Here is an 18,506-nt window from a genome sequence, read left to right as displayed (position 1 = left end):
GAAATCACCCGCCTCGGCGAACCTGCGGCGTGCGTACCACGGGGACGTCGAGGTCCTTTATCTTCTTGCGCAACGTGTTGCGATTGAGCCCCAGGAGACGGGCCGCGCGCAACTGATTCCCTCGCGTAGCGCCCAGAGCCAGCGCGAGCAAGGGCCGCTCCACCTCCGAAATGATCCGATCGTACATTCCGTCCGGCGGCAGCCGGTCGCCATGGGCGTTGAACATTGCCTGGAGATGACGGTCGATCGCGTCGGCCAGCGACACGTCCTCGGCCGCCTCCGACGAGTCCGACGACGGCTCCATCGCCGACACCGCATCGGCCAGCTCGGCCTCGATCGTCTCGACGCCGATTACTTCCTCGGAATAGAGCGCGGACAGGCGGCGCACGAGATTGACGAGCTCGCGCACGTTGCCCGGCCAGCGATGCTGCTTCAGGCGCGCCATCGCCTCGGGCGACAGGACCTTGGTCGGCAGCCCGTCGGCCGTGGCTGCCTGCAGATAGTGGTTGGCGAGTTCGGGAATGTCGTCGAGGCGCTCGCGCAGCGGCGGCAAGCGGATCGGCACCACGTTCAGGCGGTAGAACAGGTCTTCGCGGAACAGGCCCTGCTGGATCAGCCGGCGCAGGTCGCGATGGGTCGCCGCCACGATACGGACGTTCGCCTTGATCGGCGTGCGCCCGCCGACCGTCATGTACTCGCCCTCCTGCAGCACGCGCAGCAGGCGGGTCTGGGCCTCGGGCGGCATATCGCCGATTTCGTCGAGGAACAGCGTGCCACCGGACGCCTGCTCGAACTTGCCGGCCGACCGCTGCACCGCGCCGGTGAAGGCGCCGCGCTCGTGGCCGAACAATTCGCTCTCGATCAGTTCGCGGGGGATCGCCGCCATGTTGAGGGCGATGAAAGGCCCTTTCCGGCGCTTGCCGTAATCGTGCAGCGCGCGCGCCACCAATTCCTTGCCCGCGCCCGATTCGCCGGTGACCATCACCGTCAGGTCGGTCGCCATCAGGCGGGCCAGCGCGCGATAGATCTCCTGCATCGCTGGCGAACGGCCGATCAGTGGCAGGCGCTCGCCCTCCTCCGGCGGCTGCACCGCGCGCGGCATGGAAGCGGCCGGCGCCGACAGCGCGCGATTCACCACCGAAATCAGTTCGTTGAGGTCGAATGGCTTGGGCAGGTACTCGAACGCGCCGCGCTCCGTCGCCCGCACCGCCGTGAGCAGGGTCGACTGCGCGCTCATGACGATGATGCGCAGGTCCGGCCGCAGCTTGCGGATACGCGGCACCAGGTCGAGACCGTTCTCGTCGGGCATCACCACGTCGGTGATGACGAGCTGCCCCTCGCCTTCCTGGATCCATTGCCAGAGCGTCGAGGCGGTCCCGGTGCTGCGGACGGTATGGCCCTGCCGCCCGAGGGCCTGATGCAGAACGGTCCGAATGGCGCGATCGTCGTCGGCGACGAGGATGGTGGTGCCTTCGCTCATGGCGTGGCCTGCGGGAACTGGAGCGGCAACATGACCCTGAATGATGTGCGACCGGGCTCGCTATCGAATTCGATCGCGCCGCCATGGTCGTTGATGATCTTGGCGACCAAAGCAAGACCCAGGCCGGTTCCGGTGGGCTTGTTGGTCACGAATGCGTCGAACAGGTGACTGCGGATCTCCTCCGACACGCCGCGGCCGTTATCGCGCACGGAAACGACCAGCGGCAGGTTCACCCTCGTCTGCTGTCCCGGCACGGCCAGCCGGAGCCCATGACGGTAGGCAGTCGACAGTTCGATCTCGCGATCGACGTCGCCCGGCACCTCGCAGGCATTCTTCACCAGGTTCAGGAACACCTGAATCAGCTGGTCGCGGTCGCCATGCACGTCCGGCAGCGACGGGTCGTAGGTCTCGACGAAGCGCACGCCCTTGCCGAAGCCGTTCTGCGACAGGCGGCGCACATGGTTCAGGACCTGATGGATGTTGATGGGGCCGCGCTCGATGGGCCGGCCGTCGGCGAAGGCCTCCATGCGGTCGACCAGCGCCACGATGCGGTCGGTCTCCTCGCAGATCAGCTCGGTCAGCTCGCGATCGGAATCCGGTACGGACTGTTCGAGGAGCTGGGCGGCGCCTCGGATGCCTGACAGCGGGTTCTTGACTTCGTGCGCGAGCATGGCAGCCAGCGCGCTCACTGAGCGGGCGGCGCTGCGGTGCGACAGCTGGCGGTCGATGCTGCGGGCGATCGTCTGCTCGACGAGTGAGATCGCCACCAGCCCTTCGCTGTCGACGACGGGCGAAAGGCGGAGCGCGCAAAAGCGTGTGCCGATACGCGGCGAGGCGAGCGTCACGCCGTTCTCCGCGACCGCGCCGCCGGTCACCACGACCTGCTCCAGCAGCGAAAAGAGCGGGGTGTCCTCGGGCACGAACTCGCTCAGCGGATGGCCGACCAGGCGGGCACGGCCGACGCCGAAGAACTGCTCGGCCGAAAGGTTGGCGTAGTGCATCAGGCCGTTCGCATCGACGACGATGATCGCTTCCGAGAGCGAATCGAGGAGAGCCGTCGGAAACTGATCGCTCATGCCGTTCCGTTTTAGAGGGCGCAGGGACATCAGGCTGCCTGTCGCTCCACGGCCGGCAGGAAGAACGAAGCGAGCATGCTCCGCACCTTGTCGGCGTCGGTTTCACGGTTGAGCGCCGCCCGGAAATCGGCCGAAGCAGGAAGCCCCTTGGAGTACCAGCCGAGATGCTTGCGGGCCATACGCACGCCGGTTTCGAGCCCGTAATGTTCGAGCATCGCCTCGAAGTGCGTGCGCACCGCCGCGTACTGCTCGGCGATCGAGGGATCGCGCAGCCGCTCGCCGGTCCGCAGATAGTGGATTGCCTGGTTGAGGAACCAGGGGCGACCATAGGCGCCGCGACCGATCATGATGCCGTCGGCACCCGATTGCTCCAGTGCCTGGTCGACGTCGTCGAGCGTGTTGATGTCGCCGTTCACGATCACCGGCAGGCTGGTGGCCTCCTTGACGGTGCGGATGAAGCCCCAGTCGGCGTGGCCGTCGTAGAAGTCGCAGCGGGTGCGGCCGTGGACGGTCAGCATCCTGATGCCGCACGACTCGGCGATGCGCGCGAGGTTCGGGGCATTGCGATTGGTCGAGTCCCAGCCGGTCCGCATCTTGAGCGTGACCGGCAGCTTCACGGCCTTCACGGTCGCTTCGAGGATCTTCGCGGCATGGACTTCGTCGCGCATCAGCGAAGAACCCGCATGGCCGTTCACGACCTTCTTCACCGGGCAGCCGAAATTGATGTCGATGATCGCCGCGCCGCGATCTTCGTTGAGCTTGGCGGCTTCGGCCATGACCTGGGGCTCGCAACCAGCCAGCTGGACCGACATCGGAAACTCTTCCGGCGTCGTCTTTGCCATCATCAGAGTCTTGCGGTTCTCGCGGACCATCGCTGCGGAAGCGATCATCTCGGAGACCACGAGCCCTGCCCCGCGCCGCTTCACCATCTGGCGAAAGGGCATGTCGCTGACCCCCGACAGTGGGGCCAGGATGACGGGATCCTCGATGCGGACGGGTCCGATGTCGACGGGTTTGAGACGGTGTGCGTTTTGCATTCTTTGTTCAGTTTATAGGCATCTTGTGCAGTGCACAATAATTGAGCGAGCAATAGCCTGTGCCGCCAAACTGCGCAAGGGTCGGAAGTGCGCAATCCCTGAAGCCAGTGTTATTGAGGGGTGTGACCCGTTGTACAGCCCTCATTGTCGCCGCCGGCCGCGGCGCCCGCTTCGGTGGCCCACTGCCCAAGCAATATGCCCTTCTGGACGGCGAGCCCGTCCTGCGCAGGACCATCGCCGCCTTTCGGGGCACGTCCTCTATCGATCGGATCCTGGTGGTGATCGGTCCGGGAGATGACGAACGTTACGAGGCGGCGACGCTGGACCTCGGCCTGCCGCCGCCGGTAGCGGGCGGCAGCAGCCGTCAGCAGTCCGTGCTCAACGGCCTCGAGGCAATGGCCGGCACGGCGCCGGAATTCGTCGCCATCCATGATGCCGCGCGCCCCTTCGTGCGGCCCGCCGAGATCGACGCCTGCCTTGCCGCCGCCTCGGCCGACGGAATCGACGGCGCCATCCTGGGCATTCCCCTCGCCGATACGCTGAAGCGTGTCGGCGTGGACCAGGTGATCGCGGAGACTGTGCCGCGGCGCGACCTGTGGCGGGCACAGACACCCCAGGTCTTTCGCTTCGCGCCGCTGCTGGCGGCGCATCGTGCGGCGGCGTCGCTCGGCGCCGACGAGGCGACCGCGCTGACCGACGATGCCGCCGTCGCCGAGCGCGCGGGACTGACGCTTGTCATGGTCGCGGGCAGCGAAGATAACCGCAAGATCACCACGACGGCCGACCTCTCCTCCTCTGCCATGGAAACACGCACCGCTCTCGGCTTCGACGTTCACGGCTTTGCCCCGGGCAATGCGGTGATGTTGTGCGGTATTCCCATTCCCCATGGCCAGACGCTGGCGGGGCATTCCGATGCCGACGTGGCGCTGCACGCGCTGACCGACGCGGTGCTGGGCACGATCGGCGCCGGCGACATCGGCAAGCACTTCCCGCCCTCCGATCCGCAATGGCGCGGCGCTTCGTCCGACCGGTTCCTGCGCCACGCCGTCGATCTGGTGGCAGCGCGCGGCGGCCGCATCCTTCACCTCGATGTCACCATCGTCTGCGAAGCCCCCAAGGTGGGGCCTCATCGCGATGCCATGGTGAAGAGCATCGCCTCCATCGCGGGCGTCGCGGGCCACCGTGTCAGTGTGAAGGCCACGACGACCGAGGGACTGGGATTCACCGGCCGGCGCGAAGGCATCGCCGCCCAGGCCATTGCGACCGTAGAACTGCCAGGGAGCTGAACGGCCGATGTTCGACCATGAGATGCGCGAAGCCGCGGAGCATGCCCTGTTCACCTGCCGCAAGCGCGGCTTCAAGGTGGTCACGGCCGAGTCCTGCACCGGCGGCCTGATCGCCGCGGCCCTCACCGCCATCGCCGGATCGTCCGACGTCGTGGATCGCGGTTTCGTCACCTATTCCAACGAGGCCAAGCGCGAGATGCTGGGCGTGCCGTGGGACGCGATCGTGAGCCACGGCGCGGTCAGCGAGCCCGTCGCGCGCGCGATGGCCGCCGGCGCGCTCGAACGTTCGGGGGCGCAGCTCTCGGTGTCGGTTACCGGCGTCGCCGGACCCGGCGGCGGCTCGGCCGACAAGCCGGTGGGCCTCGTCCATTTCGGTGCCGCGCGCTCGGGCTTCGAGCCGGTGACCGAACACCACATTTTTCCAGGAGATCGAGACGGCATCCGCCGCCTTACGGTCATCACCGCGCTCGCGATGCTGGTTAAGCTGGCGGAGCGGTAGTCGCACGCTTGTCATCCTGAGCGCAGCGAAGGATCTCGCGCCCGCCAAGTCGTACGTTGATCGTTCCGTGAGGTCCTTCGCTGTGCTCAGGACGGCAGTGTGGCGCCGGCCGGTTTTGTGGGCGCACCGTACAGCTGCGCCGCCCGTGCCTCGAAGGCCGAGACCATGCGGCGCACTGCCTCCGCGAAGAGCAGCTGCACCGTCTTCTGCAGCAGGATCGAGCGGAAATCGAATTCGAGTTCGAAGTCGATCTGCGTGCCGTCGGGATGAGGCTTGAAGAGCCAGCGGCTCCTGAGCAGCCGGAACGGGCCCTCGATGCCGGTCGTCACGATACGCATGCTCTCGGGATCGTCGGGTGACAGCTCCACGCGCGAGACGAACTTCTCGTGGAACGGCCCGAAGCCGATCGCCAGTTCGGCGATCTCGATGTTCGGCCCTTCGCGCCGGCGAATGCGGCCGGCGAAGCACCAGGGCAGGAACTCGGGGTAGCGCGGCACGTCGGCGACGAGGTCGAACAACTGTCGCGGTTGGAACGGAACGACTCGCCGTTCCTGATGACGGGTAGCCAAGGAGCCGTCAGCCTTTGAGCTGCGCCTGACGCGCGGCCTTCAGGCGCGCGAAGTCGTCCCCGGCGTGATAGCTCGACCGCGTCAGCGGCGAGGACGAGACCATCAGGAACCCCTTGGCCCGTGCCATCTGGGCGAGCTCGGAAAATTCGGCCGGCGTCCAGAAACGGTCGAGTGCGGCGTGCTTGGGCGTCGGCTGCAGGTACTGGCCGATCGTCAGGAAATCGACGTCGGCGGCCCGCAGATCGTCCATCACCTGCAGAATCTCCTCGCGCGTCTCGCCCAGCCCGACCATCAGGCCGGACTTGGTGAACATCGCCGGATCGATCTCCTTCACGCGCGACAGCAGCCGCAACGACGTGAAGTAACGCGCGCCCGGACGGATGGTCGGATAGAGGCGCGGCACGGTCTCGAGATTATGGTTGAAGACGTCGGGGCGCGACGCGACCACCGTCTCGATGGCGCCGGGCTTGCGCATGAAGTCGGGCGTCAGGATCTCGACCGTGGTCGCCGGCGCCGATTTATGGAGCGCGGTGATGACCTCGGCGAAGTGCCCTGCCCCGCCATCGGCGAGGTCGTCGCGGTCGACGGACGTCACCACGACATGGCCGAGGCCGAGCTTGCCGACGGCTTCGGCAATGTTGGCCGGCTCGTGCGGGTTCAGCGCGCCCGGCTTGCCGGTCGCCACGTTGCAGAAGGCGCAGGCCCGCGTGCAGGTCTCGCCCATGATCATGAAGGTCGCGTGCTTCTGCTTCCAGCACTCGCCGATATTCGGGCAGGCGGCCTCCTCGCACACCGTCGTGAGCTTGAGCTCCCGCATCAGGCGCTTGGTCTCGGCATATTCCGGCGAATTGGGCGCACGCACCCTGATCCAATCCGGCTTGCGCTGGATAGGGTTGTCGGGGCGATGGGCCTTTTCCGGGTGGCGCTCCGGCCGGCTCAGGGAAAGCTTGTCGAGGGTTCCGTCCATGATGACCTAGATATGGAGCGTCCGGCCGTAGGCCGCCAGTACCGACTCGTGCATCATCTCCGACAGGGTGGGATGCGGAAACACCGTGGCCATCAGCTCGGCTTCGGTGGTCTCCAGAGTCTTGGCGATGCTGTAGCCCTGGATCAGCTCGGTGACCTCGGTCCCGATCATGTGGGCGCCCAGAAGCTCGCCGGTCTTGGCGTCAAAGATCGTCTTGATGAAGCCCTCGGGCTCGCCAAGGGCAATCGCCTTGCCGTTACCGATGAAGGGGAATTTGCCGACCTTGAGTTCCAGCCCCTTGGCCTTGGCCGCCGCCTCGGTGAGGCCGATGCTGGCGACCTGCGGCTGGCAGTAGGTGCAGCCCGGGATGTTCTCGGTCTTCATCGGGTGCACGCCCTTCACGCCGGCGATCTTCTCGACCACCAGCACGCCCTCGTGCATCGCCTTGTGGGCGAGCCAGGGCGGGCCGGCAACGTCGCCGATCGCATAGACGTTGGGCTCGCCGGTGAAGCCCCACTGGTCGATCACGATGTGGGTCTTCTCGACCTTCACCTTGGTGCCTTCGAGGCCGATATTCTCGACGTTGCCCACGATGCCGACGGCGCTGATGACGCGATCGACCGTGATCTCCTGCGCCTTGCCGCCGACCGTGATGGTGGCCGTCACATTGTTGGCCCCCTTCTTCAGGTTCGACACGGTGGCGCTGGTCAGGATCTTCATGCCCTGCTTTTCGAACGCCTTCTTGGCGAAGGCGGAGACCTCGGCATCCTCGACCGGCAGCACGCGGTCCATGACCTCGGCCACCGTCACCTCGGCGCCCATGGTGCGGTAGAAGCTCGCGAACTCGATGCCGATCGCGCCCGAGCCGATGACCAGCAGCGACTTCGGGAACTCCGGCGGCACCATCGCTTCCTTGTAGCTCCACACCAGCTTGCCGTCGGCCTCGAGGCCGGGAAGCTGGCGCGCGCGGGCGCCGGTGGCCAGGATCACGTCCTTCGCCGTCAGGGTGACGTTGCTCTTGTCCTTCAGCGCGACCGCGACCTTGCGCTTCGCCCCGTCGGTGCCGGCGAGCTGCGCCGTGCCGTCGAACACCGTGATCTTGTTCTTCTTCATCAGCATCGAGACGCCGTTGCTGAGCTGGCTCGCCACCTTGCGCGAGCGCTCCACGATCTTCTTCGGATCGAACGAGACGTCCTTGACCGAAAGCCCATAGGCCTCGGCATGCTTGATGAGGCCGTAGACTTCCGAGGTGCGCAGCAGCGCCTTGGTCGGGATGCAGCCCCAGTTGAGGCAGATGCCACCCATATGCTCGCGTTCGACCACCGCGGTCTTGAGCCCGAGTTGCGCGGCGCGAATCGCGGCGACATAGCCGCCCGGCCCGCCGCCCACAACGATGAGATCGAAACTGGTTTCGGCCATGACGTGCTCCTAGGCCAGCATCGCGGCGGGTTGCTCGATATACGCCTTGAGCGTCTGCAGGAACTGCGCGCCCATCGCGCCGTCCACCACGCGGTGATCGACGGCAAGCGTGCAGCTCATGATGTTGCGGACGACCATCTCGCCCTTGCGCACGACCACTCGCTCCTCACCCGCGCCGACGGCGAGGATCATGGCCTGCGGCGTATTGATGATGGCGCCGAAGTCACGGATGCCGAACATGCCGAGATTCGAGATGGTGAAGCCACCGCCCTGGAACTCCTCGAGCTTCAGCTTGCCGCTCTTGGCGCGGCTGGCGAGGTCCTTCATCTCGATCGAGATCTGCGCCAGACCCTTCATGTCGGCATTGCGCACGATCGGCGTGATGAGGCCGCGATCGGTGGCGACGGCGACCGAGATGTCGACCGCGCCGTACTGGATCATCTCGTCCTCGGTCCACGAGGCGTTGCACTCCGGATGGTCGCGCAGCGCCTTGGCGCAGGCCTTGATCACCATGTCGTTGACCGAGACCTTGGTGCCCTTCTTCTCGACCACGACGTTGATCGCGGTGCGCGCGGTCAGCAGCGCATCGATCTCGAAGTCGACCGTCAGGTAGAAGTGCGGGACGGTCTGCTTGGACTCGAGCATGCGCCGGGCGATGACCTTGCGGATGCTGGTGTGCGGCACGCGGCTGTCGCCGGGCGCGACGAACACAGGCTGGCCGCCGGCGGGCGGCGCCGGAGCCTTGGCCGCGGCCTTCGGGGCCTGAGACGTCGCGGGGGCGGCACCGGGCTTGGCATTCTCGACATCGACCTTGACGATGCGGCCGTTCGGGCCTGAGCCCTTGAGGCCGGCGAGGTCGATCCCCTTCTCCGCCGCGATGCGTTTGGCCAGCGGCGAGGCGAAGATACGGCTGCTGCCGGAGGAAGCGGCGGGCGCAGCTGGCTTAGGTGCCGGTGCAGGCGCTGTTGCCGGAGCCGGGCTCGCGGGCTTCTCTGCAGGCTTCTCCTCGGCCTTGGGTGCCGGCTTTTCAGCGGCGGGCGCCGCCGACTTGGCGACTTCCGTCTCGCCTTCTTCGAGCAGCACGGCGATGACGGCGTTCACGGCAACGCCTTCGGTGCCCTCCTCGACCAGGATCTGGCCGATCTTGCCCTCGTCGACGGCCTCGACTTCCATCGTGGCCTTGTCGGTCTCGATCTCGCAGACGACCTGACCGGACTTGACCGTGTCACCGACCTTGACGTGCCACTTGGCGAGCTTGCCCTCCGTCATGGTGGGCGAGAGCGCGGGCATCAGGATGTTGATGGACATGCCGGCTCTCCCGACTCAGCGATTGCAGACCGCGCGCGCGGCCTCGACGATGTGAGAGGATTGCGGCAGCGCCATCTTCTCGAGGTTCGCGGCGTAGGGCAGTGGCACGTCGAGCCCGGCCACGCGCTTCACCGGCGCATCGAGCCAGTCGAACGCGTGCTCCATCATCAGCGCCGACAGTTCGGAGCCGATGCCGGCGAAGGGCCAGCCCTCCTCGCAGGAAACCAGCCGGTTGGTCTTCTTCACCGACTCGACGATAGTCTCGGTGTCGAACGGGCGCAGCGAGCGCAGGTTGATCACCTCGGCGTCGATCCCGATCTTGGCCAGCTCCTCGGCCGCCTGCAGCGCCTTGCCGACCATGATCGAGAAGGCGACGATCGTGACGTCCTTGCCGGCCCGCTCGATCTTCGCCTTGCCGATCGGCAGCACGAAGTCGGGATCCTCCGGCACGTCGAACGACTGGCCGTAGAGGATCTCGTTCTCCAGGAAGATCACCGGGTTGGGATCGCGGATCGCCGCGCGAAGGAGGCCCTTGGCGTCGGCGGCACTCCACGGCGCGAGCACGCGCAGGCCCGGCACGTGGGCGTACCAGCTCGCATAGCATTGCGAATGCTGGGCGGCGACGCGCGAGGCCGCCCCGTTGGGACCGCGGAACACGATCGGGCAGGTCATCTGGCCGCCCGACATGTAATGCGTCTTGGCCGCCGAATTGATGATCTGGTCGATCGCCTGCATGGCGAAGTTGAAGGTCATGAACTCGACGATCGGCTTCAGCCCGCCGAACGCCGCGCCGACGCCCAGGCCGGCGAAGCCGTGCTCGGTGATCGGCGTGTCGATGACGCGCTTGTCGCCGAACTCCTCCAGCAAGCCCTGGCTGATCTTGTAGGCGCCCTGGTACTGCGCGACTTCCTCGCCCATCAGGAAGACGGACTTGTCGGCGCGCATCTCGGCGGCCATCGCCTCGCGCAGCGCCTCGCGCACCGTGATGTGCTGCGTTCCACCCTTCCATTCCGGTTCGGGGGCCGGTGCAACGACGGCAGGTGACGCGGGCGCGGTCTCGGCCTTCGGCTTCTCTTCGGACCTGGCTTCAGCCTTGGGCGCCTCTTCCTTCGGCGCTTCAGCCTTGGCGGCCGGAGCCGGCGTCTCGACGTCGGCGGCGCTTTCGCCCTCGCCGGCCAGGACGCAGATCGGCGTGTTCACGGCCACGCCCTCAGTGCCTTCCTCGACGAGAATCTTCGCAACCGTACCTTCGTCGACCGCCTCGACTTCCATGGTCGCCTTGTCGGTCTCGATCTCGCAGATCACCTGGCCGGACTTCACTTCATCGCCGACCTTGACGTGCCACTTGGCGAGCTTGCCCTCGGTCATGGTGGGAGAGAGGGCCGGCATCAGAACCTGAGTGCTCATGGGATCAGGCCTCGACCAGGATGTCCGTCCACAACTCCGACGGATCGGGCTCGGGACTGTGTTGCGAGAATTCGGCGGCGTCGTTCACGATCTTGCGGATTTCCGTGTCGACCGCCTTGAGCGCGGCCTCGTCGACGATCTTGGCGTCGAGCAGGCGCTTGCGGATGTGCTCGATCGGGTCTCGTTCGTTGCGGAACTTGTCGACCTCTTCCTTGGTCCGGTACTTGGCCGGATCGCTCATCGAGTGGCCGCGATAGCGATAGGTCTGCATCTCGAGGATGTACGGACCCTGGCCGCTGCGCGCATGCTCGATGGCCTTCTCACCGGCCGCCCGTACCGCCAGCACGTCCATGCCGTCGACCCGCTCGCCCGGGATACCGAAGGCTTCGCCATGTCGATAGAGTTCGGTCGTGGCCGAGGCGCGCTCGACCGAAGTGCCCATGCCGTAGCGGTTGTTCTCGATGATGTAGACCACCGGGAGCTTCCACAGGGCGGCCATGTTCATGGCCTCGTAGACCTGGCCCTGGTTGGCGCTGCCGTCGCCGAAGTAGGTCAGCGAGACGTTCTTGTCGCCGTTGTACTTGTGCGCGAAAGCGAGGCCCGTGCCGATCGGCACCTGGGCGCCGACGATGCCGTGGCCGCCATAGAAGCTCTTCTCGCGGCTGAACATGTGCATCGAGCCGCCCTTGCCCTTGGAGTAGCCGCCGCTGCGTCCGGTCAGCTCGGCCATCACGCCCTTGGGGTCCATGCCGCAGGCCAGCATATGGCCATGGTCGCGGTAGGAGGTGATGACGGCGTCCTTGTCGCGGACATTCGCCTGCATCCCGACCACGACCGCTTCCTGGCCGATGTAGAGATGGCAGAAACCGCCGATCAGCCCCATGCCGTAGAGCTGGCCCGCGCGCTCCTCGAAGCGGCGGATCAGAAGCATGTCGCGGTAATGCGCCTTGAGTTCGTCGGGGCTCACGCTGTTGTCGCCCAAATTCGGGGGCGATTTCGTCTTGGCGGGAGAAGGATCGTCTTTCGGCTTCGTGGCCGGCTTCGCCATGGCAGTCCCCTCTTGAACGCGCTTCGGCTTATAGCATCGCTCAGGGCGATGTATTTGATCTAGCAGGAAAAAACAGACCCGACGCGAGTGCGCCGCAGCATTTGAGCGATTGTTTGCCTATGGTGGATCGCACCGGACAGTTTCTTTCAGATGACCGCAAGGCGAACGCTGAACGAGGCGTCATCGTCGCGCGAAGTGCACGCGCGAATCGCGCCTCAGCGGGTCGGCATGAAGACGATGATGTCGTCCTTGCGCGCGAAGTTCAGCAGAATGCGCGCGCGTTCGTCGAGCATGTCCGGTTCGAGGCTCTGGTTGCGCAGCGCCGCGACACGTCGCTCCCAGATCTTGCGCGTCGTTTCGGCTTCAGCGAGATTCTGTTCGGCGATCAGCACTTCGCGCTGCAGATGCGCCATGGCCAGCAGGCCGCGATCACCGTTCACCAAGTGGTATCCGAAATAGCCGAATACCGTGGCGAAGATGACGGGAGCCAGAATCTGACGCGGTCTCAACAACATATGCTGCGTTCCTGCAGGGATATGGCAACATATTGTGGCCTTCCGTCAAGAATTTTCGATTGGCGCGGCGATATCCAGGCCATTCCGACCCCATGGATCGCTCGGGGTGCGACATCCGTTTCGAATGTTTCGGTTGTTTCGGTTGTTTCGTTTACGCCGCCCGGCGGTCGGGCTTCAGCGCCCACCACAGGCCGGCCAGGACACAGGCGAGCCCGAGCAGCGCGGCCATGGGCAAGGGCTCACCCAGCAGCACCGTCCCGCCCAGCGCTGCCGTTATCGGACCGAGGCCGAGGAACAGTGTCACCAGGCTCGGTGGCGCGTTGCCCAGCGCATAGACCCAGAGGAAGAAGCCGAGGCCGCTCGACACGCCGATGAAAGCGATAGCGGCCATTTCGCCCGCCGTGAACGACGGCCAGGTGGCGAAGAAGCCCTCGGCGGCGGCGATGCCGGCAAGCGCGAGGACGGCCACGAACATCGCGAAGGCGGTCACGTGCAGCGCCGAGCTGCGCGCGACGTAGGGTCCATAGAAGATCGAGCAGACGGCGCCGCAGAGGGCCGCGCCGAGCGCCGACAGCGTCCCCAGCCAGACCGATCCGTGTTCGGGCTGCGCCGTCATCGCGGCGCCCCCCAGCGCGATCGCGACGCCGCCGAAGGTGAGCAGCGAGCCGCCGACCTTTGCCGCCGTAAAACGCTCGCGACCGAGCAGCGCGGACAGGATCATGGTCATGAGCGGAAAGGTCGAGAACAGCAGCGAGGCCCGCGCGGCCGGGATATGCAGCAGCGAATAGTTCAGCAGCACCATCAGCGCCGCGAACTGTCCGATGCCCAGCAGGCCGATCGGCAGGAGGTCGCGGGCGGCGATGCCCCGCCACGGCCGCAGCCACAGGGCCGGCGCGAGACAGATCAGACCGACCAGATAGCGCAGGAATCCAAGCGAGCCCGGCCCCGCCGCATCGACGACGTAGCGCGTCGCCACCATGGCGGCGCCGACCTGGATGCCGGTCCCGGCCGCGGCCCAGAGCGGGCCGGGCCGCTTCACAGGTCGAGGTTCCAGAACTGCCCGACCAGCTTCTTCCCGAAACTCTCGTGCTTCTCTTCCCTGATGAGCCGGAATCCGGCGGCGATGTAGATCTTGCGCGCCGAGACCAGGATGTCGTTGGTCCACAGCATCAGCTTCCTGTAGCCCTTGGCCCGGGCATCCTCGATGCAGGCCGCGACCAGGCTCTGCCCGATGCCCAGCCCGCGCGCCGTCGGCTCGACATAGAGCATTCGGAGCTGGCCCGTGGCCTTGCCCGCCCGCACCAGGAAGACCGACCCCACGATCTCGCCGTTGCGTTCGGCGATCCAGCAATTGTCCGACTTGGGGTCGAACTTGCGGATAAACTTTGCCGAAATCTCCGCGAGCATCGCCTCGAAGCTGCCGTCCCAGCCGTGCTCGTCGGCATAGAGCTGGGTCTGGCGGCGGATGATCCAGCCCATGTCGCCGGGTTGATGGGGCCGCAGGGTGAAGGGCGTGCGCTTCTCCGGCGGCTCGTCGAGCAGCCTCTCGACCGTCTCCAGCGCCTTGACCAGCTTGTCCTGCCGCGCGACCGGCAGTTCGGCCAGCAGTTTGGCGATGTCCTGCCGCGACTGCTCGTTCATGGCGGCCCAGAGTTGCTGGCCCTTGGCGGTGAGCGCGAGCTGCGTCTCGCGCCTGTCCTGCTGGCTGCGCGTGCGGGCGAGACAGCCCCTCTTCTCCAGCCCCTTCAGCAGGCGGCTGACATAGCCCGGGTCGAGGCCGAGATCGCGACACAGTTCCTGCGCCGTCGGCCGGTCGCGATTGGCGATTTCATAGACCAGCCGCCCCTCGGGCAGCGTCAAGGGGCTGTGCAGCAGCGTTTCCTCGAGCACGCCGATGCGGCGGGTATAGAAACGAGAGAAACGACGGACCGCCTCGATGCGGGACGCGAGCGACGATGCTGCCATGGCAACCTCCGATATGGTTGCTATCGTCAATCAATTAATTGACTTCGTCAACGATTGGCAATTGGCGAGATGTGACCCCTCCGCCCCGGCGGGGCACCTCCCCATTTGAATGGGGAGGAAAGCGCAGCCTCGTTGCCTCACCATTCAAATGGGGAGGTGTCGTCGTCTTACGACGACGGAGGGGGCAGAAACGCGGGCATGAAAAAGGGCCGCCGCGGCGACCCTTGATCGTCTCGTTCCGGCGCCGGCTCAGCCGCGCAGGATCGACGTCCCGGCGTAACGGGCCTGGGTGCCGAGCTGCTCCTCGATGCGCAGGAGCTGGTTGTACTTGGCCAGGCGATCGGAGCGCGACAGCGAGCCGGTCTTGATCTGGCCGCAGTTGGTGGCGACGGCGAGGTCGGCGATGGTCGCGTCCTCGGTCTCGCCCGAGCGGTGGGACATGACGACGCCGTAGCTCGCATTGCGCGCCATGGACACGGCTTCCATCGTCTCGGTGAGGGTGCCGATCTGGTTGACCTTGACCAGGATTGCGTTGGCGAGCCCGTCCTTGATGCCCTGCTCCAGCCGCTTCGGGTTGGTGACGAACAGGTCGTCGCCGACCAGCTGGATCTGCTTGCCGAGCTTGTCGGTGATGGCCTTCCAGCCCTTCATGTCGTCCTCGGCCATGCCGTCCTCGATCGACACGATCGGGTAGCGCTTCACGAGATCGGCATAGTAGTCGACCATGCCGGCGGCATCGAACGACTTGCCCTCGCCCTCCATCTCGTACTTGCCCTTCTTGAAGAACTCGGTCGAGGCCGGGTCGAGCGCCAGCATGACATCCTCGCCGGGCTTGTAGCCGGCCTTCTCGATCGCCTTCATGACGAAGGACAGCGCCTCGTCGGCCGTCGCGAGGTTCGGCGCGAAGCCGCCCTCGTCGCCCACGTTGGTATTGTGTCCGGCGTCGTGAAGCTGGCCGCGCAGCGCGTGGAAGACCTCCGCGCCCATGCGCAGCGCATCGGCGAAGCGGTCGGCCTTCACCGGCATGATCATGAATTCCTGGATGTCGATCGGATTGTCGGCATGGGCCCCGCCGTTGATGATGTTCATCAGCGGCACCGGCAGCACCGAGGCCTGGCTGCCGCCGACGTAGCGGTAGAGCGGCAGGCCGCTGTCCATCGCCGCGGCCTTGGCGACGGCGAGCGAGGCGCCCAGGATCGCGTTGGCGCCGAGGCGGCCCTTGTTGGGGGTGCCGTCGAGCTCGATCAGGGCGCGGTCGATCTTGATCTGCTCCAGCGCGTCGAGGCCGGACAGCAGGTCCATGATCTCGCCGTTCACGGCGGCGACCGCCTTCAGCACGCCCTTGCCACCGTAGCGCTTCTTGTCGCCGTCGCGCAGCTCGACCGCCTCGTGCGCGCCGGTCGAGGCGCCGGACGGGACGGCAGCGCGGCCGATCGCACCGCTGTCGAGTTCGACTTCCACTTCGACGGTGGGATTGCCACGGCTATCGAGGATTTCGCGGCCGCGGACTTCGGCGATGGCGCTCATGAGAAAAACTCCTGTTGGGCGCGGCCTGTCTAGCCCGCGCGGACCGCGGGGAGCAAGTGACGCGATGGCGCGCGCTTCCTATACTTCCCGACGAGAATTGCAGCCGCCTGGGAGAAAACGACATGCCCGACCAGACCCATCACCATCAGGCCACCGCGTCCGTCGAAGCGCGGACCGACGCCATCGAGGCCGCGTTCCAGGAACGCGGCATGGAGCCTGCCAACTTCATCCGCGAGTTCAAGCATCTCGCCGAGGAGGAATGGGTGCCGGAGAACGGTGCACGGGTGGTCGCCAAGGCCTGGAGCGATCCCGCCTTCCGCGAGCGGCTGTTCGCCAACGGCCGCGAGGCCGTGACCGAGCTCGGCCTCTCGATGCCGCCGCATCACCGGCACCTGGTCGTGCTCGAGAACACGCCCAAGGTCCACAACGTGATCTGCTGCACGCTCTGCTCATGCACGGCCTTCTCGATCATCGGCCTGCCGCCGGACTGGTATAAGGACCTGGAGTATCGCGCCCGCGTCGTGCGCCAGTCGCGCACCGTGCTGAAGGAGATGGGCCTCGACCTGCCGGCCGACATGGAGATCCGCGTCTGGGATACGACGGCCGACACGCGCTATATGGTGCTGCCGGTGCGTCCGGAAGGCACGGAGGGCTGGTCCGAAGAGAAGCTCGCCGGGCTGGTCACCAAGGACGCCATGATCGGCGTCTCGCGCCTCTAGGACCGGAGAGACATCATGGACGGCATGCACGATCTCGGCGGCAAGCAGGGCTTCGGCCGGGTCCGCTATTCGCTCCGCGCCCAGACCTTCCACGAGCCGTGGGAGAAGCGGGTCAACGCGCTCTATTCGCTGGCGGTGAAGCTCGGCATCTTCAACATGGACGAATACCGCCATGCCATCGAGCGCATGGAGCCGCGCCACTATCTGTCGGCCAGCTACTACGAGCGTTCGCTGACCAGCCTGGCGACGCTCTGCGTCGAGAAGGGCATCCTGACGCAAGAGGAGCTGGAGCAACGCGCCCAGGGCGCCTTCCCCCTCTCCTCGCCCAGCGCCCCCGGCCGCGGCAACGTCGCCACGCGCAAGACGCTGAAGGTCGGCGACAAGGTCACGGTGAAGACCGACTATGTGCCAGGCCATGTCCGCATGCCGGGCTACATCCGCGGCAAGAGCGGCGTGGTGGTCGGCGTCTCCCCCGCCTATCCGTTTCCCGACGCTCATGGCCACGGTATCGAGGCCGAAGACGAACCGACTTACGACGTCCGCTTCGATTCGCGCGAATTGTGGTCGGACTCGGCCGACCCGGCCTTCGTCCATGTCGGCGTCTTCGAGAGCTACCTGGAGCGCGCGAAGTAGTCGTCGTGTTTCGATCAGATGAGTCGTCCTGAGCACCGCGAAGGACCTTGCGGAGCGACCGGAGCACTGATGGGCGAACGGCAGATCCTTCGCTTCGCTCAGGATGACACGAGGGCCGCCATGTCGATCAGCGCCAGGCGCTCTTGAGCGCCTGGTCGGTCTTCCACTTCTCGACCGCGGCGACGTCGTCGCAGGTGAAGGCCTGCGGGTTCTTGCGCGGGGTCGCTTCGATCCAGGCGAAAACCAGGCACTGCCAGTAGGTCTTGTCGCCCTGCTTCGTCTCGAACTTCACTTCAGTCGTCGTCGCGGCGCCAGCCTTGGCATCGCCGTAGTCGTCGATCACCGGCGTGATCTCGCCGACGGTGCGACCGGCCATCTTGTTGTCGGCGTACCACTTGGCGAAGGCCCCGAACTGGTCTCCGGCGACGCCTTTGCCGTCGGCCGCGACATAGGTCTTGAGGTCGCGCACCAAGGCCTGGGCCGCCGCATTCGCCTTGGGCTCCGCGGCCTTGCGGCGCTCGGCGAGCTTCGCTTGCAGGGCCTTCAGCATGTCGGCGTTGCTGGGCGGGGGCGGTTGCAGAGGCACCGGCGCGGCGGTCTGCGGCGGCGGTGATTCGAGCCGGCGGATCGGCGCGCGGGCCGCTTCGGCATTGAGCTGGGCCGCCTCCTGTGGCGTCAGCTTGCCGACCGCCGGGGTATTTCGCCCCTTCTGCCAGTCGGAGATCGCCTTCATCGTGGCTTCGGACTGCAGGTTGCCGTCTATCGGGCCGCTATATTTGTCGAGCGTGCGCAGAGATTCCTGGATCTTCCGGCGATCCGGATCCGGGCTGTTGAGGACGGACGCATAGTCGGGTGCCGGCGCCGGACGTGCTGCGACAGGCGCGGGTGGTGGCGCCGGCGCCGGGGTTCCCCGTCCCGCCGCACCGCCGGCCCCGCCGTTCACGCAGGCGCCGGGGTTCTGGAAGCAGCGCTCGACCTCGCCCGCGCTCTGCGCCCATCCAAGCGCGGGCGCGAGCAGCGCCAGCGAGACCAGGGCGGCGGCGAGCCTCAT

The 18,506-nt window shown here is 66.4% G+C and carries 18 protein-coding genes; 4 read left to right on the top strand and 14 right to left on the bottom strand.

The window, feature by feature from the left end:
- Window positions 1-4: 4 nt before the first annotated feature.
- From ntrC to dusB, 3 genes are read right to left on the bottom strand one after another with little or no spacing between them, the layout of a single operon-like run.
- Window positions 5-1,480: a nitrogen regulation protein NR(I) gene (gene ntrC, locus ACT6UX_RS04940; RefSeq protein ID WP_444774021.1), complete on the bottom strand. Its 1,476-nt coding sequence runs from the start codon at window positions 1,478-1,480 to the stop codon at window positions 5-7.
- Window positions 1,477-2,556 carry a two-component system sensor histidine kinase NtrB gene (locus ACT6UX_RS04935; RefSeq protein ID WP_444774020.1) on the bottom strand — a complete coding sequence of 360 codons (1,080 nt, stop codon included), beginning with the start codon at window positions 2,554-2,556 and terminating at the stop codon, window positions 1,477-1,479. Before ACT6UX_RS04935 ends, ntrC begins: the two co-directional genes overlap by 4 nt.
- Before the next feature lie 29 nt (window positions 2,557-2,585).
- Entirely contained in the window at window positions 2,586-3,593 is a 1,008-nt protein-coding gene (gene dusB / locus ACT6UX_RS04930; RefSeq protein WP_444774019.1) for a tRNA dihydrouridine synthase DusB, read from the bottom strand.
- Window positions 3,594-3,715: 122 nt separating this feature from the next.
- Here dusB and ACT6UX_RS04925 point away from each other — a divergent pair, with 122 nt between their 5' ends.
- Both ACT6UX_RS04925 and ACT6UX_RS04920 read left to right on the top strand, forming a co-directional pair.
- Window positions 3,716-4,879 carry a bifunctional 2-C-methyl-D-erythritol 4-phosphate cytidylyltransferase/2-C-methyl-D-erythritol 2,4-cyclodiphosphate synthase gene (locus ACT6UX_RS04925; protein ID WP_444774018.1) on the top strand — a complete coding sequence of 388 codons (1,164 nt, stop codon included), beginning with the start codon at window positions 3,716-3,718 and terminating at the stop codon, window positions 4,877-4,879.
- Window positions 4,880-4,886: 7 nt separating this feature from the next.
- Window positions 4,887-5,378, top strand: coding sequence for a CinA family protein (locus ACT6UX_RS04920; protein WP_444774017.1), 492 nt, complete (start codon window positions 4,887-4,889; stop codon window positions 5,376-5,378).
- Between the two features lie 86 nt (window positions 5,379-5,464).
- Here ACT6UX_RS04920 and ACT6UX_RS04915 read toward each other — a convergent pair whose 3' ends face one another.
- The 10 genes from ACT6UX_RS04915 to eno all read right to left on the bottom strand — a co-directional run bounded on the left by ACT6UX_RS04915 (window position 5,465) and on the right by eno (window position 16,103).
- Window positions 5,465-5,947 carry a type II toxin-antitoxin system RatA family toxin gene (locus ACT6UX_RS04915; RefSeq protein ID WP_444774016.1) on the bottom strand — a complete coding sequence of 161 codons (483 nt, stop codon included), beginning with the start codon at window positions 5,945-5,947 and terminating at the stop codon, window positions 5,465-5,467.
- A 7-nt stretch (window positions 5,948-5,954) separates the two neighbouring features.
- On the bottom strand, window positions 5,955-6,914 hold the full coding sequence (gene lipA, locus ACT6UX_RS04910) for a lipoyl synthase (RefSeq protein WP_444774015.1): 960 nt from the start codon (window positions 6,912-6,914) through the stop codon (window positions 5,955-5,957).
- A 6-nt stretch (window positions 6,915-6,920) separates the two neighbouring features.
- Entirely contained in the window at window positions 6,921-8,333 is a 1,413-nt protein-coding gene (gene lpdA / locus ACT6UX_RS04905) for a dihydrolipoyl dehydrogenase (protein ID WP_444774014.1), read from the bottom strand.
- Window positions 8,334-8,342: 9 nt separating this feature from the next.
- The gene (locus ACT6UX_RS04900) at window positions 8,343-9,641 is read right to left on the bottom strand and encodes a pyruvate dehydrogenase complex dihydrolipoamide acetyltransferase (protein WP_444774013.1); all 1,299 of its coding nucleotides are present in this window, start codon (window positions 9,639-9,641) and stop codon (window positions 8,343-8,345) included.
- 15 nt (window positions 9,642-9,656) lie between these two features.
- Window positions 9,657-11,048 carry a pyruvate dehydrogenase complex E1 component subunit beta gene (locus ACT6UX_RS04895; protein WP_444774012.1) on the bottom strand — a complete coding sequence of 464 codons (1,392 nt, stop codon included), beginning with the start codon at window positions 11,046-11,048 and terminating at the stop codon, window positions 9,657-9,659.
- A gap of 4 nt (window positions 11,049-11,052) precedes the next feature.
- Window positions 11,053-12,096: a pyruvate dehydrogenase (acetyl-transferring) E1 component subunit alpha gene (gene pdhA, locus ACT6UX_RS04890; RefSeq protein ID WP_444774011.1), complete on the bottom strand. Its 1,044-nt coding sequence runs from the start codon at window positions 12,094-12,096 to the stop codon at window positions 11,053-11,055.
- A gap of 215 nt (window positions 12,097-12,311) precedes the next feature.
- The gene (locus tag ACT6UX_RS04885) at window positions 12,312-12,611 is read right to left on the bottom strand and encodes an FtsB family cell division protein (RefSeq protein WP_444774010.1); all 300 of its coding nucleotides are present in this window, start codon (window positions 12,609-12,611) and stop codon (window positions 12,312-12,314) included.
- A 151-nt stretch (window positions 12,612-12,762) separates the two neighbouring features.
- Complete coding sequence (locus ACT6UX_RS04880) at window positions 12,763-13,650, bottom strand: DMT family transporter (protein ID WP_444774009.1); 888 nt, start codon at window positions 13,648-13,650, stop codon at window positions 12,763-12,765.
- On the bottom strand, window positions 13,647-14,576 hold the full coding sequence (locus tag ACT6UX_RS04875; protein ID WP_444774008.1) for a bifunctional helix-turn-helix transcriptional regulator/GNAT family N-acetyltransferase: 930 nt from the start codon (window positions 14,574-14,576) through the stop codon (window positions 13,647-13,649). Before ACT6UX_RS04875 ends, ACT6UX_RS04880 begins: the two co-directional genes overlap by 4 nt.
- A gap of 249 nt (window positions 14,577-14,825) precedes the next feature.
- Window positions 14,826-16,103 carry a phosphopyruvate hydratase gene (eno, locus tag ACT6UX_RS04870; RefSeq protein WP_444774007.1) on the bottom strand — a complete coding sequence of 426 codons (1,278 nt, stop codon included), beginning with the start codon at window positions 16,101-16,103 and terminating at the stop codon, window positions 14,826-14,828.
- A gap of 122 nt (window positions 16,104-16,225) precedes the next feature.
- Here eno and nthA point away from each other — a divergent pair, with 122 nt between their 5' ends.
- The gene (nthA, locus tag ACT6UX_RS04865) at window positions 16,226-16,822 is read left to right on the top strand and encodes a nitrile hydratase subunit alpha (RefSeq protein ID WP_444774006.1); all 597 of its coding nucleotides are present in this window, start codon (window positions 16,226-16,228) and stop codon (window positions 16,820-16,822) included.
- Window positions 16,823-16,837: 15 nt separating this feature from the next.
- The gene (gene nthB, locus ACT6UX_RS04860; RefSeq protein WP_444774005.1) at window positions 16,838-17,455 is read left to right on the top strand and encodes a nitrile hydratase subunit beta; all 618 of its coding nucleotides are present in this window, start codon (window positions 16,838-16,840) and stop codon (window positions 17,453-17,455) included.
- A 127-nt stretch (window positions 17,456-17,582) separates the two neighbouring features.
- Here the strand turns inward: nthB and ACT6UX_RS04855 are convergent, their stop codons facing one another.
- Entirely contained in the window at window positions 17,583-18,506 is a 924-nt protein-coding gene (locus ACT6UX_RS04855; protein WP_444774004.1) for a peptidoglycan-binding domain-containing protein, read from the bottom strand.

This window comes from Reyranella sp., from assembly GCF_052439685.1.
Classification (GTDB): Bacteria; Pseudomonadota; Alphaproteobacteria; order Reyranellales; family Reyranellaceae; genus Reyranella.
Note: the sequence above shows the minus strand (reverse complement) of the source record. Positions and strands in the feature narration are given on the sequence as shown.